The organism is Chryseobacterium sp. (assembly GCF_041914225.1).
Classification (GTDB): Bacteria; Bacteroidota; Bacteroidia; order Flavobacteriales; family Weeksellaceae; genus Chryseobacterium.
Window position 1 is genome coordinate 81,327 of sequence record NZ_JAYSDT010000001.1, and the last position, 17,378, is coordinate 98,704.

Consider the following 17,378-nt stretch of genomic DNA (forward strand, 5'->3'; position numbering starts at 1 on the left):
GTTATTGAAAATTAGAATTTTATTTGGTTTTAATATAGAAAATTAATAAAAAATGCATTTTTTCTGAATAATTAATATGACGGTGAAATAGCATATAGACAGGAATTCTTCTATATGTTTGAAATTCACATGTAAAATATTGTTATTTTTTCACGATTAAATGATTTTTTGTATTAAATTTTTTATTAATTTGATAAAAAATTAATAACACTTTTTTAATAACTATGAAAAACAACACCTATTTTGGTAGGCAGCACATCTTCAGATGGCTCCTGCTATGTTGGCTTTTGGTACCCTGGGTACTGCAAGCACAAGCTCGAATTACATGGACCGCTCAGGTCGGATGCCAGGAATTCCGTGGCGAAAAAGATGGTCCGATCCCTGACAACGGTATCGCTTATTCCTACATCAATTCATCACAATGTCTCCGTGTCTGTGAGGTATCCAATGTGGTATATGAGGTTCAGGGATCTAATGTTTCCGCCGTTCAATGGACGGTTGCAGGCGGAACAGTCACCACTTCAGGACCTGGTAACGCTATAGGCAATGTAGCCTGGGGAACGGCAGGTAACGGATCTTTGCAGGCTGTGATTACGTACAATGACGGAACTGTAGAAACCCAGACGATCTGTATTGAAAAGATCAACAGGCCGATTGCCAAGTTTGAAATGCTAAATCTGGATGAAGCGGTATGCAGAAATACGACGATCTATTTTGATAACCTTTCTGACCAGAACAGAGGATCGGATATTATCAATTATTTCTGGGACTTTGGTGACGGTACAACTTCTACGGCTTTTGAACCGTCTCACTTATATGCTAATCCCGGAAATTATACGATTCAGCTGACCGTAACCAATAAGTGCGGCTGCCAGAGTAAATTTAAAAAGCAGATCAAGGTATTGAAAGCAGATCCTGTGCAGATCAACTGTGCTTCCGTAGTGTGTGAAGGCAGTAAAGAAACATACAGTGCTCAGGATGGATGTAGCAAAGGACAATGGAAAGTTATCGGAGGCACAATTGTGGGTACTAACGGTAACGAAGTTGAAGTGGTTTGGGATCAGGTAGACCCTCTTGAAGGCTTCGGATATGTAATGTATATGTCAGAATGTGCCTGCCCTGAATGGACTACAATCAAAATTCCTGTAGTTTTAAAGAATGCAAAAATTAAAGGACAGGCAGTGATATGTTCCGGCAGGCAGTATACCTATTCAATTCCTCAGTGGCCTACAACCAAGGTTCTATGGAATGTAACGGGTCCTGCGGGAGGCCAGCTGACCAATACCCAGCAAAGAAATGAAATTGTTTTCTCTGCCAGTCAGCCGGGTACTTATCATCTTACCGCTAATTATTTCAATACATTATTGACCTGCGAAGGGCAGGCTTCTATTGATATTGTTGTAGAAGCACCGGTACTGGTAAGCGGTGGTGTAGATGAAATCTGTGCAGGAACAAGCCAGGGATTCACGGCTTCACCTAACGTTCCTGTTATCTGGAAAGTAACAACCGGAAATTCTACATATACTTCTTCGGTAATGACAGGAATATTCAACTACAACTTTGTAACAGCAGGAACTTATACGGTTACAGCTACCAAACAGGGTGGAGGTTGTGAAAGCAATGCAAGAATTATCAAGGTTCTGCCTATTCCCCAGCCACCTTTAGGAACAATATCCGGAGAAACAAAAGTATGTCCGGGAAGACCTTATGTTTATACTATTAGTTCTGTTGACTCAGGAATGGTACCCGTTTGGAGTGTAACCAACGGAACCGTTCAGGGAAGTAATGCCGGATCTTCTGTAACGGTTATATTTAATGCAGGAGCCACGTCATATTCGGTGTCTGCTCAGAACAAATCTATCAGTAATGCAGGATGTCTTTCAGCTCCGAAATCATTTAATGTGACGAAACTGGATCTCAGCACGATTGAAATTAATCCTAACTCAGGGCCTTTCTGTCCGAGCAGCACTCAGACTTTCAGTGCCAATCTGAACGGAATTGTTCCGGATTCTATGGAATGGTCATTTGCGAGCTCTAACTTCGGAAGTGTTGTTGGCGGACAGGGTACAGCTAATATTACTGTAAACTTCAACGAAATTTCCTCAACGAGTACAACCAATCTGATTCTGAAAGTCGTAAAATGCGGAGTAACGCAGACGATTCCTATGCCGGTATCATTAATAACGCTTCCGGTAGTAAGCTTTACAAATGTTGGCGGAATCTGTTTAGGTTCAAATCTTACTTTCACAGTAAACCAGGGAACCATTACTTCTGCAACGAATGTGACTTTCACTTTTGCTAACGGAAATACGTATAATACAGCCTTCAACCCGGCCGGAGTTTACAGCTTCCCGAATACCGGGTATATCCAGAACAATTCAGGAAACAACGTTTCCCAAACGGTTACTGTAACGTACGAAGGTACTAACGGCTGTAATTATAAGCCTACAGCAAGTGCTAACTTTATTATCTATCCTGAAACCATTATTACAATTTCTCCGGTATATAATATTGCAGTTTGTGATCCTACAACAATGACACCGTATACGCTAACGGCTAACAGTTCTACAGGACTTACGAATATTTCTTCATGGCAATGGTATAAAGACAATACAGTTATATCAGGTGCTATGACTAATTCATATGTTATCTTTGGTGCTGGTGCTTTTGGAACCTACAAAGTACAGGCCATAGACATCAATGGTTGTGTGGTTTATTCTCAAAATGTTAATGTAACACAGTCTTGCCCGAGCAGCGGAAGCTGTACAACAGATCCACAGATTAATTTCATTCCGGCATGGTCAGCCTGTAATAACATTACCGTTTCAGGTTTAACTTACAACGGAACTCCGGATGAAATCCAATGGTTATCCGATAGTGTACTTACTTTAGTTTCCGGCCAGGGAACAGCTTCTCCGGTATATCAGACTAATCTTGCAGGAGCACATATTGTTTTTGTACGTTTAAGATACGGATCATGCTGGTACAGCAAGGGAGTGGAAGTAAGAAAGCATTATGAGCCTAAATTCAATATCAGTACAGTCTGTAACGGAAGCGGATATACGGTAACGCTTTTCAATACCTCTACTATTTTTGACATCAATCCGGCGTCTGTTACCTATACCTTCACTTCATCAGGACAGCCTACTCAGACAGGACAATCGGCTACTTATAATCTGATGCCAGGTACTTATACCTTTACAATGACAGTATCTGCGCCAGGAAAACCAACGTGTACAACTACACAGACAATTACATTAGCTCCGGTTCCTGATACAACATTCCTGGTTCCTGCGTGGTTATGTGCTCGCTCACCTATTACGTTCAGCCCGATAACATATGTACCCGGAAATACCTACACATGGATTTTTGATGGTACATCTTATATTACGACAGGTCCGGATGCCACGATAACTTACAATACAGCAGGAACAAAAACAATGCAGCTGAAAATAAGAACCCCGATGGGATGTGAATATACTTCTGCTGTAATTAGTGTTAATGTGAAAGAAGCAACTCTTAACGGTGATATGACACCACCTGCTCTTGTAGCCTGTATGGGAAGTGCTCCTAATATCGTATTTACAAGCACACTTGGATCTCCTAGTCAATATATCTGGATGAATGGTTCTCAGCCTGTATCAGGAGCACCAAACTCTCCTGTATTCACACCAACACAGTCCGGCAGCTACTGGCCGGTGCTTGTATCATCAGAGGGATGCACAACCAGTATTATGAGTACTAAAGCTATACCCGTAACACTTAAAAATCCACCATATGTCAATATATCAGGAACTGCTAATATCTGTGACGGATCTTCAACAGTACTTACCGGCATTGTAACAGACAACACCCTGGAATATCAATGGAAAAAAGGAAATTCGGTAATAACACCATGGACTTCTGTTCCTTATCCTATTGCTTTGAGTACGGGGCCATTAACAGCAGGTACCTATGTTTATACACTGGAAGTAAGAACTCCGGGTACATCAGGATGTACAAGCAGTAAAAGCTTTACCGTTACTGTAAGCAGTCCGCCGGCACCGATTTCGGTAAGCTATAATCTGGTTAACTGCCAGCCTTATGAAATTATGCTGACTGCATCAGGACCATCTGCCGGAGTTTATAACTGGAGCAACGGAATGACAGGCCAGTCCATCACCGTAAATGAAGGTGGTGCTTACCAGGTGATTTACACTGCGCCAAGCGGTTGTAAAGTTATAGGTAATACACAGGTACCGTTAAGCCTTGAAAGCCTAATGTGGGTATTCCCTACAGGATGCTATGACGCATGTTTTAGAGAAGGTAAATATATCTTAGGACCAAAAGGCGTTTTCGATCATCATGAATGGCAGCTGTTCGGAAACAATATCCAGAGCGGAAACAATGATTATATCTACCCGCTGTATATCAATTCTGCAGGTACCTATCAGCTTCAGATTGATCATCTGGGATGTCAGTTTACTTCAGGAACCATGAATTATTATCCTGGTAAAGAATGCGGATTCGAAACAGATTGTAAACTGGAAGCGGATGTCAAAGGTATGAAATGGGTTGGAGATCACTATAACGTTTATGGAGTCATCTACAATACAGGAAGCCAGCCGATAAGCCTTACGGTCTCAAGTCTTAGTGGATTTGGAGTTTATATTCCATCCATTATTACGATTCCGGCAGGAGGTATGTATGATATGAATGCAAATCCACTGGCATTCTATCCAAACTCAGGCTTCCAGGGGGCTGATGAGATCTTATTCTCAAATAATACATGTAAGTTTACTACTAAAGCGGTAGATCCGGACTGGATGGGTATGAGAAGTGCAGGAAGAAATGTAGTTGCGGCTTCAGTTTCTTCTCTGAAAATGATCCCGAATCCTGCTAAGGAAAAAGTGAAAATCTCGTATAATACGGGCGATGAAAAATTACTTGCAAAACAGGTTACAGTTTTTGATGCCATGGGCAATGTCAAATTCCGTAAGGAACTGAAAGCGGCTTCCGGAGAGGTAGACGTGGAAGTTACCAGCTGGCTTCAAGGTGTTTATATCGTTATTGTACAAACGGGAGATACATCATTACAAGGAAAACTAATTAAAAATTAGGAGCTTATAAAGCAGTGTTCTCTTCGGAGAGCACTGCTTTTTTATAGTATTTGATAATTAAATGAATTTTTATGATACAATTAAAAAACAAATTGTGGGGATTACTTCTGATTTTGCCGGCGTTATCTTTTAGCCAAACTTACCAATGGCAATGGGGGAAGCAGGCAGGAGGACTGACAGGCTCTGCTGATCCGGGATTTCATTATGTATTTGATGAATTCATAAGGGATATTGTAGTAGACAACAACAATAATACCTACTATCTTGCAACAATGCGTGAACAGGGACAAAACCTGAATGGAACACCGGTAACCAACTACGGTCTCAGTGATCTTTTTCTGTTTTCTACAGACTGTACGGGAAATATAAGATGGTCCAGACCTATAGGAGGTACAGGAGATGGAGAAAATGCATGGCATATTAAGGTGGATAACAATGGAGGGTTGTACATGGTAGCTACAATCTATAACAATTCATACGCCGGAGATCCGAATGCTACTCCGGTACATTTTGATGATACTCATACACTGCCTCTGTATACCTATTATGATCAGACGATAGACCCTGCCCACAAAGCAGCTTTTCTTTTAAAATATAATACTTCAGATGGTACATTGGCATGGAGCAAGCCTTTACAGGGAGATGTCAGTTTTTTCTCTCGCATGTGCGATGTTCAGACTATGTATATGGATTCTTCCAAAAACATCCATGCTGTCATGGGGTTCAAAGCGGGAACGCATTTAAACGGTTTAATTACAGTACCTTCAACCTATACATCAACCTACCAGTATTATGCGGTTAAGTTCAATTATGATGGTGGTAATATGACACCGGCTGCTCCTTTGCTTCTTCCCATTACAGGAGATGCCATAAATGCTGTGGGGAGAGAAGGGAAAGTTAATCTGGTGTATGATGAAAGTCTGAACCGCTATTATCTTGCGGGTAAAAGAATGGATCCGGGATTCAGTAACCTTATTGATCTTTCCTATAATAATGTTCCGTTTACGAAAGCGGCTTATGTGCTTGCTTTTGATGGTACCACCGGAGCAGAGGTATGGAGAAGGGAGATCAACAATGGTACAACAAGTACGGATGATGAAATTCATTCCATTATAAAAGATCCGGCTACATCAGATATTTATATTTCAGGGCGTTATTTTAACGGAATAACAGTACCTGCCACTTTCGGAACTTATACTTTTCCACTGAGAAGCTATGTGGAAGCTGTTCCTTTTGTGATGAAGATCAATGCTTCGGGTACCGTGCAGTGGGCAAGGACTCCGGATGGGATGTCTGGTCTTCAGTTCGGTTATCGTTTTACTAAGGGGACCCTTGCTCTTAATGGGAATGAAATAGCATTTGCCAAAGGAAGCTGGTCTGATATCTGGGGTAGCTATGCAATGGTACGTCCCGATGGAGACCGGTCAGATCCATTACTGGTAAGGCTTAATAAAGATACCGGAGATGTTTTGGGAATAGGAGAGATTCGCAGTAACTTTTATGTTATTGATGAATTTACAGCAGTGGCAGCAGATCAGGATGGAAACTATGTAGCAGGCGGTTTTTTTCATGATCAATTATTTACAGATCCCAATGATAATGTCAATACAATGACAGTTAATGTAGCAGGCGGGAAATCTCAGTCTTTTTTTACAAAATTTGCCAAATCAGCGTGTAGCCAGATGTCAGTAGAAGAAACGGCTGCTCAGGCAGGAATACAGCTATACCCTAATCCGGTTCAGGATGTACTTACCATCAGAAGCAAAGAACCATTGATTTCTTATGAAATTTTTGGTGCTGCGGGACAGCTGGTGAAACAGGGAACTTTGACTATAGCGCAGGAACAGGTAGTATTATCCTCTCTTCAGACAGGAGTATATTATATTAAACTTAAAACCAAATCTTCAACAGTAACTGAAAAAATACTGAAGAAGTAAAAAACAAAACTGAAAATTAATAACCTTATATATTAAGCAGTGCTCTCCAAAGGGTGCTGTTTTTTTATAGGTATTTTTTTGATTGAAAAAAGATAGGATTGTTCGCAATTTTACAATTTTCTGCTTTCGGGAATGCTTTGTTTTGTATAAAATTTTTAAAATGAAAAAATTATTTACCCTGAGCGGATTATTACTATTTACCTTCTGGTGTAATGCTCAAAACACCGATCTTATGAAAACAGTAAGAAAGACCATAGAAGCCAGTAATGAAATCTATGCTGATCTGGCGAATAGAAATGACGGATCTATCCTTACACGGTATACCAGTGATGCATGCCTGCTTCCACCCAATGCTGTCCCGCTATGTGGAAAAGATGCAATACTCGGTTTCTTTAAGAACGGGCCTAAGGTTCATGTTAAGTTTACGATTCAAAATCTGTATGGAGATGGTAAAACATCGGTCACAGAAGAAAGTTATTATGAAATGACAGATTTGGAAGGGAAAAAGCTGGATGACGGCAAAGTGATTGTGATCTGGAAAAATACAAAAGACGGCTGGAAGATGCACCGTGATATGTTCAGCAGCAATCATCCTGCAAAATAATCAAAAGCCAATATTGACAGCCTGCTGAAGATCAGTATCATTTTTAATCAGGTATTGCCTGGATGCAGAGGGAGTGATACCTGTAAATTTTTTAAACTCTTTGGTAAAATGAGCCTGATCATAATATCCACATTCATAAGCGATGGAGGTAAGTGATTCCTGGGTGTTGAGAACCATATGCAGGCTTTTGTTAAATCTGATTACCGCTGCAAAAGAGGAAGGGCTTATCCCGATATGGGTAAGGCATAGCTTCTGAATATATCTTTCCGATAAGCCTGAACTTTTTGCTATGGCAGGTAAGTCCAACAGTTGACTGTCTATGAAAAACTGCTGACTGAGTGCCTGAACTATTGCCGTTTTCTTTATCCGGGATTCATTTTTTTTCAGCTGCTGAAGAAAATACATTTCCAGAACATGAATTTTTGAATAAATATCACCGGCCTGCATGATACGGTCATACAAATCTCTGGTGTCATTTTTTGTTATATCGTACATATCAGTGGCATAGTTCGTGAATTCTGACAAAGGATCAGAAAAAAATAAGTGCCCGGCGTGCGGATAGATCCGTGCTATGAGAACTGAAGTTCCCTTTGCAGCACTGAGGCGGGTGGGAAGGGTAAGATGTCCTAGAAATTCTATATCCGGAGTGTCTTTTTGCCTGCCATTGATCATGGTAGCAGCAAAACCACCGGAAATATTGATAATCAGGTCACAATATCCGCTGGGATAAAACACTTCATCCCTGAGATCCTCGTCAATCGTAACAATGGTATAACTCTTTATGTAAGGTGCTAAGCGGGCAGATGGTAAAATTTGCATAGCTGTTATGGGTGTTAATTCATTGATGCATAGTTTATTCGAAGTTAGGAATAAAAAATCATATGAATTAAAAATGATGGCATTAAAATAAAAAATCCAATATCGAAAGATGTTGGATTTTTATGGTAAAGGTTTTGAAAAACCTATTCCGTATTTTTGCAGAGAATTAAACCGCAAAAGGTTTATCTAAAAATATGAGCGATACATTTTCTGAGAATTCCCAAATAGAGGTGGTTTCTTCCTTTTTCGAACTTGTAAATACCCGTTTTCAGGGAGTCAGAAATGCAGTTTGCTGGCAGAGAAACCTGGCTGGTGATTTTAAAGAAATTGTTTCTAAGCTTCAGTTAAAAGAGAATGTTACCGAAGTTTCTTCCGGTGATCTTCTGGCACTGGGTCTTTCAGAAGAAGGAAATAAGGCAAGAGAAATTATTTTAAATGACTTACGCTTATTGACAGATTTTGGAGCTTCTCCGGTTCTTAATTTGCTTAAAAATTATGAACGGGATGAGGAACTCGGCTTTATTTCAACAGATGTCTACTCTTACCATGTGGATCGTTCACCTGTCGGAACCGATACTTTTCTGTGTACTTATCATGGAGCTGCAAGTGATATTATTTCTAATGACCAGGTGGAACAGAAAATTTTAATTCCTGAAATCCGGGAACAGCTCAAAAAATTACATGATGGTCCGGAAGAAGAATTTGAAGACTTCCTGAAAGACTATTTTTTTGACCTTCATTATCAGCCTAAGCCCAGTGCAGAACCTGTCAATCTTGGAACAGGACATCTTTGGAGGATTGCGGTAGATCATCCGGACCAGCATGCGTTGCCATGTGTTCACAGGGCGCCTGTAGAAAACGATGGTGAATACCGTCTGCTGCTGATCTGCTAATGCCGGCCTGTTAATTCAGTTTTCAATTAGAAATTACCAGTTTAAAAAAATCCGGCATCAGAAAAATGCCGGACTTTTTGTGATCGATAAATTTATTTCCTCCGGATGGTCTTTACCATTTAATTTTTATTTTAGGAACAACTTTTCTTATCTCCTTGGCTACATTATTTCCTGCTTTTCCCAGCTCATTGCTTATATTTCTGACCAGTTTTACCGCTTCATGATTTTTCCCGGGGCCATATTGTAAATCGTGAACTGTAGTGTTCCATGTTTTAACGATATCGTTTGTGGGGCCAAATTGATCTTTTAGCGCCTCCCCGATTTGGTTCAGCCCTTTAACAATTGTATTGTTTTTTCCAAAACATCCTTTATCACCGCCGACTCCGTTGGTCAAGCATTTACTTAATTCCCGGTAGGTCAATTGTCCGCCGGTACAACCTGCAAATGCATAAGGCTGGCCTCCTGTACTTATAGCGCACTCTACCGCTATCTGTGCTTCCGTGTTCAGATTAAGCTTGCCTGCGCCGTAGCAGACAGCAGTTCCCATAAAGGATACTTCTCCGCTATTGGCCTGGTCTTTAAAACAGGATACGAGTTGCTTTAATTCAGGGTCATTTACCTTATCAGCAAAACATAACGGATACATTTCGTAATGATCACCGTATTCTTTATAACATTTCATCATATCCTGAGTAATCTGCTTCTCTTTGGAACCGCCTAATATACTTAGCATACAAAGGCTTTGTTCCTCCGGACTGGCTGAATTTTTGGCGCACTTGTAAATTTCAAGCTCTTTCCTGCCAGCCATATTCGTCACCATACAGTCACCGAATTCCAGCTGATTTAATGTGCCGTCAAAGTTCAGGGAATTCTTATAACAGTCTACGGCAGCTTGCTCGCTCGTCACCATAACATCTCCAAAAGGCTTTTGCTCATCAACAATCTGTGTCGGTATCGGCCTTACGCCGTCAGCCGTTTCAATCCCTGTCTGATTATCATAAATTGGTTTTGGCAGGTGCATAACCGGTGGAGGAGGGACAGGAATATTGGAATAGCCAACAACCCGATATCCATATCTGTAATCCAGTTCGATAATATTTTTATTAAAATCCAGAAAAAATGCCTTTTGATAAGGAACAGCTGACGGCAGGCATAAATAGTTAATTCCCGTCTGGTCATATACTGCCTGACCTGCATTTCCCGGATTGCCATCCTGAACAATCACCCCGTGTTGTACATGGTAAAGGACTGACCATACGTTGTCAAAAAAAACTGACCGATAGGATAAACCTGTGCAAACAGGAAGGAACAGAAACTAATAAGTGAAACCAGTCCGCTTATAATGAATAATTTTTTGATGATAGTATTCATGGTACTTCTTTTTTGATAAAGTTACCACAGCAGACAAATATTAAGAAATTACCCGTTTTCGCTATTTTTTAATGATGAGGAGTTGCAAAAAATTCTACTATAATTTATATTCTTGACATTGCCTTAAATTCGGTAGGCCTCATATTGGTTAGCTGGTGAAAATTATTACTGAAAGCTGCAATATTGGAATACCCGACTTCATACGCTATTTCAGTCATATTCAGGTCGGTATCTTTGATCAGTTCCATAGCGCGGATGATCCTCAGCATTTTTATATACTGAATAAAAGTGATATGAAGTTTGGTCTGAAATAATCTTGTCAGGCTTCTCACACTCATCCCTGACTCCTTTGCCGTATTCTCTAAAGTAAGCTTTTCCTGTAACCGGTTTCTAAGATAATCTGTAACAGCATTAAGACGCGGATCATCTGTTGTAGGAAGCTGGATCGAAAACTTTTTAAGATTTTCCCTCGGTAACAGATCTTTTAACGTGGTCAGAAATTGAAATTCCCAGGAACCTTTATAATAATTCCCCTGCCATTTCTCGCTGAAGGCAAGCATTTCAGATAACAGCCTGCTCACCGGATAAATTCCCAGTTCATTATAAAAGCCATCAGCAATTTCTTCAGGGAAATAGATGTTGATAATATACAGATCCTGAGTATTAAACATCAGGTTATGAGGATATTTTCCCGGTATCCAGATATAGTGACTGGACGGAATATAAAAATCTTTTTCGGCTGTCTGAAGATAAGCAATCCCTCCGAAAACCAATAAAAGCTGGGCTTTGTCATGTTGATGTGAAGGCAGCTGCTGTTCGGTCTGCTGTCTTACCACCAGGATAGAGTCAGGATTTTCATCTACACTGTCTATGAGTTGCTTAAGAATTTTCATTTGGCCAAATATAACAAATATTAGGCTAATTATATAAAAAGATAAATTACCCTCATGAATAATTTTGTTACATAAAATAATAGCATAATGAAACATAACATAGTAAGTTCTGATCAATCTCCTGAAATGAGAGCAAAGGACAAAAATTTTAACAGTAAAACATCTTATCCGGAAGACCATAGTGAAGTATCTGATTTCTGCCGCTTTACCTGTTCATATCCTTTTATAACTCTGATGGATCTGACCTGGGCTTTTGATGAATTAAGAAGAATAGTAAAACACCTGTTTTTTAAAAAAAGAGAAAATACAAACAGATCTAAAAAATAAAATTCATGAAAACATATAAATCCGTTGTGGTATTGGGAGCTGTATTGTTGTTTTCAGCGCCTTTTCTCCATGCTCAAGATACGGTAACTCCTCAGGCAATAAGCCTGAAAGAAATGTGGAATGCTGCCGAAATGAATAACCGCGTGCTGAACCTTTCAGATTTATATCTTCAGCAAAGTAAATTAGAAGTACTGGAAGCCAAAGACCGGCAGCTGCCGGAATTTTCGCTGGGTGGAGATCTGAAACTTAATTCCAGATTTCTTATTTATAGTGACGGCTTATTTTCCTCTCCACAGGATGTTCCTGTAAAAAGCTATGGTTACGGAGCAGGTTACAGTCTGAATTTTAACCTTTTTAATGGTGGAAAAGAAAGAATACATATTAAAATGAAGCAGGAAGAAGAAACACGCCGCCAATATGAGGTTCAACAACAAAAAAATAATGTGAAATACAATATTGCGGTTGAGTATTTTGATCTGTATAAGTTTCTGTACTTCCGTGATTTTCTCAATGCAGAAATTGCCGCAGAGAACAAGCAGTTGTCACTTATTCAAAGCTTACACCAAAACGGAGTAGTGCTAAAAAGCGATGTGCTGCGAACCTCGGTCAAACTATCCCAGCTGAAATTAAACCTGTCTGACATTGAAAAGAAAATTGAGATTAAAAAACAGCGTCTGAATGTATTGATGGGACGTAGCCAGGAACAGCCCTTGCTGATAGATTATAAAAACAGTCACGAAACTGAAAATATTCAGGACAATGATTATGAAGGCTATCTGCATACTGCCCTCAATCAGTCCCCTGAATTTAAGATGGCAGACAGTGATATTGAGTGGAGTGAGCTAAACATCAGGCAGACCAAAGCAGCTAGGTTACCCAAAATATCGTTGTATTCAACGTATAATTATACCTATCCGCAGATCTCATTTTATCCTTACTCAAATGATTTATGGGGATTCGGACAAACAGGAATCAAAGTACAGTTTTCTATCGATAATTTATACAAAAGTAAACATTCCGTTGCCCGTGCCCGGATCATAAACAGCGAAACTAAAGAAAAAGCCGGGATTAAAAAAGATGAAGTTTCCCTTCAGATAAAAGAAGCCTATCTCCAGCAGGAACAGGCTTTGGAAAGTGTGAAAACTGCAGAAGAGAATATCTTAAAAACAACAGAAACACTTCGGGTGATCAGAAACAGTTACCTCCATCAGGAATCACTGCTGACTGATCTCCTGGAGGCAGAAAACGCTTTGCTGGAAGCGAGATTTAATTTAACCACTGCACAAACAAATGTAAAGCTTGGCCGCATCCGGTTACTGGCTATCGCAGGAATTCTTTAATATAAATATTATGAACAAAAATAAAACAGATAAACTTATTGTCAGCTTAACCCAATGGCTGGGAGCCGCATTATTAGCGGGTATCATTATTTGGGGAGTCCTGTATTTCTTAAAGGAATACCGTTATGAACAAACCAACGATGCGCAGGTAGATGCCTATCTGTCTCCTGTGAATGCAAAAGTAGGCGGGTATATCAGCCGGATTTATTATAAAGATAATCAGCAGGTTCGTAAAGGAGACACACTTGTGGTGATTGAAGTAGATGAATATGGACTGAAAAGAGATGCCGCATCAGCAGAACTGGCCGGTTCATATGCCAAATTACCTATTCTGGCAGCTAATGAAGAAACACAGATCAAAAGTATTGAGGTTATAAAAGCACAGGTTTCGGGAGCACAGGCGAGATTAAACCAACAGAGGAAAGAGTTTGAACGGTATAAAAATCTTCTGGCAGACGAATCAACCACACAACAGAAATTCGACAACGTCAGTACCACATTGTCTATCACACAATCAGATTATGAGCAGGCCAGAGCTTCTCTTCAGGTCGCTGAATCAAAACTCAAGGACCTTCATGCACAGCGAAATGCGGCAGAAGCAGAAATACAGATTAAAAAATCCCTGCTCAAACGTCAGGAACTCGATATTAAATATACTGTAATCACTGCACCTTTTGACGGGCAGATCGGTAAAAAGACCATTCAGGAAGGACAACTAATACAGCCGGGACAAACACTGGCATTTCTGGTGAATAAAGCGGAAGAAAAATGGGTAATTGCCAACTTTAAAGAAACACAGATCGGAAGCTTCAGGCCGGGCCAGGCTGTAAAGGTAGAAGTAGATGCTTTTCCGGATGAGCAGTTCAACGGGGTTATCGAATCACTTTCTCCAACTACAGGTTCCCGTTATTCTTTATTGCCTCCGGATAACGCCACCGGTAATTTTGTTAAGATCACCCAGCGTATTCCTGTCCGCATCAGGCTGGCGGATACTCCTGAAAAACTGGCAAAACTCTCTGCGGGAATGAATGCGAATGTCTATGTTTTAAAAGAGTCATGATGCAGGCACATAAAATTCCGATTTTTAAACCCTGGGTTTCCGAATGGATGGCAAGATCCATCATATTCGCCATTCTTATGACCTGCCTGTTTAGTTTTGCTTATTATGGAAGTCCTGTTTCGGCAATGGGTTTTTACGGTATACAGGCTACTGATGTTCAATATGGTATGGTTGTCCTTTATGGCTCTACCGTAGCCTTTCTGGCACTGGATTTTCGTATTGTAAAGTATTTTGCCCCGAGGAAATATCTGTTGTCCGCATTGGCAGCCAATACATTATGTTCTATTATCTGTTTTCATTTTAAAGACTGGACGTTGTTTCTGATCTGTCAGTTTATACAGGGAATTACCTGTGCGTTGATGTCCGGGATCGTCTTACAGCTTATTTTTCCAAGATTACACTCTGCACGTGCAAGGGTAATTGCCTACAGTCTTTTATATGGAAGTATACAGATTGCTGCCCCGTTCTATTCCATCTATTCTGGTATAGTACTACATTTTTATGATTTCAATCGGTTGTTTTTGGGATTCATAATTATACTCATTTTACTTGCAGTAGCGGTGCTGATAACAATGAACGGCAAAGCAAGATTTACCAGAAAGATCCCGCTTTATCAGGTGGATTGGGCCGGTTATCTGTTGTATGTATCTTTTATTTTGATTCTGGGTTATATCCTTGTATATGGACGGCAGCTAGGTTGGTATGACAATCCGTTAATTGTTTTGCTCAGTGCTGGTAATCTGGCTGTACTTACGTTTTTTGTGATCAGGGAGTTGAACCTTAAAAGACCATTGATCAATCTGCAGATTTTCAGGGCGAAGAATTTTGTAGAAGGTCTGGTGCTGCTCTTTATGTTTTATATTTTCAAAGGAAGTGCCGGGCTTGCTTATGGTTATCTTGAGGTTATTTTAGGAAATGATCCTTTGAACACCATTCCTGTTTGGGTGGCGGTAATTTCAGGAACTGTACTGAGTATGTTTGTTACCTCCCGTTTTGTACTGATGGGGTTTAATCTGGTAAGGATCATTATTGCAGGTTTTGGTATGATGGCCTTATATTATGCCTATATGCTGGCATTTGTTTCTGTGCAGGGTGAAACCGTTGACTTTCTTTTGCCCATGTTTATATATGGCGTGGCAACAGGTGTTTTGTTTGTTCCCATTGTTTCATTTACAGCATCCGCTGCGCCGCCGAAGCTTGCGGTCAATGCTTCGCTGGTCGGCATACTGGCCAGATTTATTGGTTTCACAGCTAGTCTGGCCTTCAATAATGAACTTCAATTGTTTACAAAATCAGTTGTCAGGGAGAAAATCAGGGAAGCAGTGACTGAAATAAACCAGCAATTACCGGTCACTTTGCTCGATATTCAAAATCAGTATATGATTGCAGGCAGTGATATGTATACAGCAAAAGGTGCTTCCACAAGCCAGTTTAATGCTATGGTGCGGGAACAGATTTTAGCCCGGGCAACACGGGATTATTATGACTGGATGCTTTTGGGATTGGTTGGTGTCATTGTAATACTTCTGTTGTTTCCTGGGATTCAGCGGGTAATACTTAGAATAAGGAAAGGAAATATACCTTATTAAAGCATTTTCAAATGCACGAATTGATAGTTATATGACTAAAACCCAGCCAGCCAATCTGGAAATTTTGACAGTGATCCGGAAAAAATATCATACTGTTTTAACTGGTATTTTTTTTGTTATCCCCTGAAAGCCAGCCAGCTTTATCAGTGAGTATACATTACTGGACACTGCCGTTTAAAAGACGGTTTTTCAGCTTGATTTTTAAGATTGGTAATACGTAAATATAAACAGTTACAGAGATATGCTTTGGACAGTATGTGTTTTGTGTATGACTATTTTAGGCCTGATGTTTTTACTGAAAAGACTTCATCAGCCCTATCTTATTGCTTATATCATAGCAGGGGTGCTATTGGGCCCTTATGGAGTAAAGCTCTTTGATAAGCCTGAAGAAATAGAGGCCGTTGGTGAGGCAGGGATTTTATTACTGATGTTTTTTATCGGGATGGAAATCAATGTTCCCAATAAAAAAAGCCTTATTATTAAACCGGTATTGGCTCAGGGCATCAAAATATTGCTGAGCTTTATATTCGCTTTTTTACTTGGAGGGATCCTTAAACTTGATTTTAAAAGTATTTTGCTCATCGCAATCCTTTTTACCTTTAACAGTACAGCAGTGGTTGTGGAATTTTTGAAGAAGCACGGAACACTGCATACAGCCTTTGGTATTGTTATCCTTAATATTCTGTTGCTGCAGGATCTTCTCCTGGCCCCGGTTCTGACCTTGCTGAAGTTTTGGAATGGTGAAAAGTTCAATATGCTGAACTTTGTCATTCCCCTGGCTATCTGTATCGGGATTTTTTTAATATTCCGAAAAATAAGGAATTTGAGGGAAATCAGATTTTCAAGTACGTTTCTTGAAAATGATCATGATCTGCAGGTATTTTCCGGTCTTTTTATCTGTCTTGGGTTTGGGCTTGTTGCAGAAGTTGTTGGTTTGAGTGCTGCATTGGGAAGTTTCATTGCCGGAGTTGTCGTAGGAAAGATCAGGGCATTCCACTGGCTTGAGCATTCCCTGATGCCCTTCAAGGTATTCTTCGTGGCGCTTTTCTTTGTATCCATTGGTTTGAGGCTGGACCTCCATTATCTGTTTTCCAATTATACGCTCATTACCATAGGTACTTTAGTCGTACTGATCAGCAACAGTGTCATGTCATCTATATTCTTCAGGATATTGAACTTCAGATGGAAAGACAGTTTTTATGGAGGTGCGTTGCTGTCCCAGACGGGAGAATTTGGAATCCTTGCCCTTTCCATTGCTTATAAAACAGGAATGGTGGGATATGATCTTTATAAGGCAGGATTGGGAATTACCTGTTTATCACTTCTGTTGTCTACTATCTGGATCAGTTGTTCTGTTAAGTTTCGTAAAAATAAGGCTGTCTGAAAGTAAAGGAGTGAAATGCATGAAAGATTATATATACAGCTATATGTCAGAAAACTGAAATT

Annotated in this window: 13 protein-coding genes; 9 read left to right on the forward strand and 4 right to left on the reverse strand. The window is 40.0% G+C overall.

The window, feature by feature from the left end:
• Positions 1–224 precede the first annotated feature (224 nt).
• The 3 genes from ACE3RB_RS00360 to ACE3RB_RS00370 all read left to right on the forward strand — a co-directional run bounded on the left by ACE3RB_RS00360 (position 225) and on the right by ACE3RB_RS00370 (position 7,640).
• The gene (locus ACE3RB_RS00360; protein ID WP_374462349.1) at positions 225–5,099 is read left to right on the forward strand and encodes a PKD domain-containing protein; all 4,875 of its coding nucleotides are present in this window, start codon (positions 225–227) and stop codon (positions 5,097–5,099) included.
• Positions 5,100–5,170: 71 nt separating this feature from the next.
• Positions 5,171–7,036, forward strand: coding sequence for a T9SS type A sorting domain-containing protein (locus tag ACE3RB_RS00365; RefSeq protein ID WP_374462351.1), 1,866 nt, complete (start codon positions 5,171–5,173; stop codon positions 7,034–7,036).
• 160 nt (positions 7,037–7,196) lie between these two features.
• Positions 7,197–7,640 carry a hypothetical protein gene (locus ACE3RB_RS00370; RefSeq protein ID WP_374462352.1) on the forward strand — a complete coding sequence of 148 codons (444 nt, stop codon included), beginning with the start codon at positions 7,197–7,199 and terminating at the stop codon, positions 7,638–7,640.
• On the opposite strand, the gene ACE3RB_RS00375 is transcribed toward ACE3RB_RS00370, so the two are convergent.
• Positions 7,641–8,459 (reverse strand): helix-turn-helix domain-containing protein, encoded by an 819-nt coding sequence (locus ACE3RB_RS00375; RefSeq protein ID WP_374462353.1) that lies wholly within the window; start codon positions 8,457–8,459, stop codon positions 7,641–7,643.
• Positions 8,460–8,653: 194 nt separating this feature from the next.
• Here ACE3RB_RS00375 and ACE3RB_RS00380 point away from each other — a divergent pair, with 194 nt between their 5' ends.
• Entirely contained in the window at positions 8,654–9,352 is a 699-nt protein-coding gene (locus tag ACE3RB_RS00380; protein WP_374462354.1) for a DUF1826 domain-containing protein, read from the forward strand.
• Between the two features lie 112 nt (positions 9,353–9,464).
• Here ACE3RB_RS00380 and ACE3RB_RS00385 read toward each other — a convergent pair whose 3' ends face one another.
• From ACE3RB_RS00385 to ACE3RB_RS00395, 3 genes are all read right to left on the reverse strand, one after another.
• Complete coding sequence (locus tag ACE3RB_RS00385; protein WP_374462355.1) at positions 9,465–10,577, reverse strand: hypothetical protein; 1,113 nt, start codon at positions 10,575–10,577, stop codon at positions 9,465–9,467.
• Entirely contained in the window at positions 10,574–10,723 is a 150-nt protein-coding gene (locus ACE3RB_RS00390) for a hypothetical protein (protein ID WP_374462356.1), read from the reverse strand. The genes ACE3RB_RS00385 and ACE3RB_RS00390 overlap by 4 nt, the downstream gene beginning before the upstream one ends.
• A gap of 104 nt (positions 10,724–10,827) precedes the next feature.
• Positions 10,828–11,616 carry a helix-turn-helix domain-containing protein gene (locus ACE3RB_RS00395; RefSeq protein WP_374462357.1) on the reverse strand — a complete coding sequence of 263 codons (789 nt, stop codon included), beginning with the start codon at positions 11,614–11,616 and terminating at the stop codon, positions 10,828–10,830.
• Positions 11,617–11,703: 87 nt separating this feature from the next.
• On the opposite strand from ACE3RB_RS00395, the gene ACE3RB_RS00400 reads away from it, so the two are divergent.
• The 5 genes from ACE3RB_RS00400 (at position 11,704) to ACE3RB_RS00420 (ending at position 17,316) form a co-directional block, all read left to right on the forward strand.
• On the forward strand, positions 11,704–11,943 hold the full coding sequence (locus tag ACE3RB_RS00400; RefSeq protein ID WP_374462358.1) for a hypothetical protein: 240 nt from the start codon (positions 11,704–11,706) through the stop codon (positions 11,941–11,943).
• Between the two features lie 5 nt (positions 11,944–11,948).
• A complete protein-coding gene (locus tag ACE3RB_RS00405) occupies positions 11,949–13,283 on the forward strand; it encodes a TolC family protein (protein ID WP_374462359.1) in 1,335 nt (444 codons plus the stop codon).
• A gap of 10 nt (positions 13,284–13,293) precedes the next feature.
• The gene (locus ACE3RB_RS00410; RefSeq protein WP_374462360.1) at positions 13,294–14,343 is read left to right on the forward strand and encodes an HlyD family secretion protein; all 1,050 of its coding nucleotides are present in this window, start codon (positions 13,294–13,296) and stop codon (positions 14,341–14,343) included.
• The gene (locus ACE3RB_RS00415) at positions 14,340–15,932 is read left to right on the forward strand and encodes an MFS transporter (protein ID WP_374462361.1); all 1,593 of its coding nucleotides are present in this window, start codon (positions 14,340–14,342) and stop codon (positions 15,930–15,932) included. The genes ACE3RB_RS00410 and ACE3RB_RS00415 overlap by 4 nt, the downstream gene beginning before the upstream one ends.
• Before the next feature lie 241 nt (positions 15,933–16,173).
• Complete coding sequence (locus tag ACE3RB_RS00420) at positions 16,174–17,316, forward strand: cation:proton antiporter (RefSeq protein ID WP_374462362.1); 1,143 nt, start codon at positions 16,174–16,176, stop codon at positions 17,314–17,316.
• Positions 17,317–17,378: the final 62 nt, after the last annotated feature.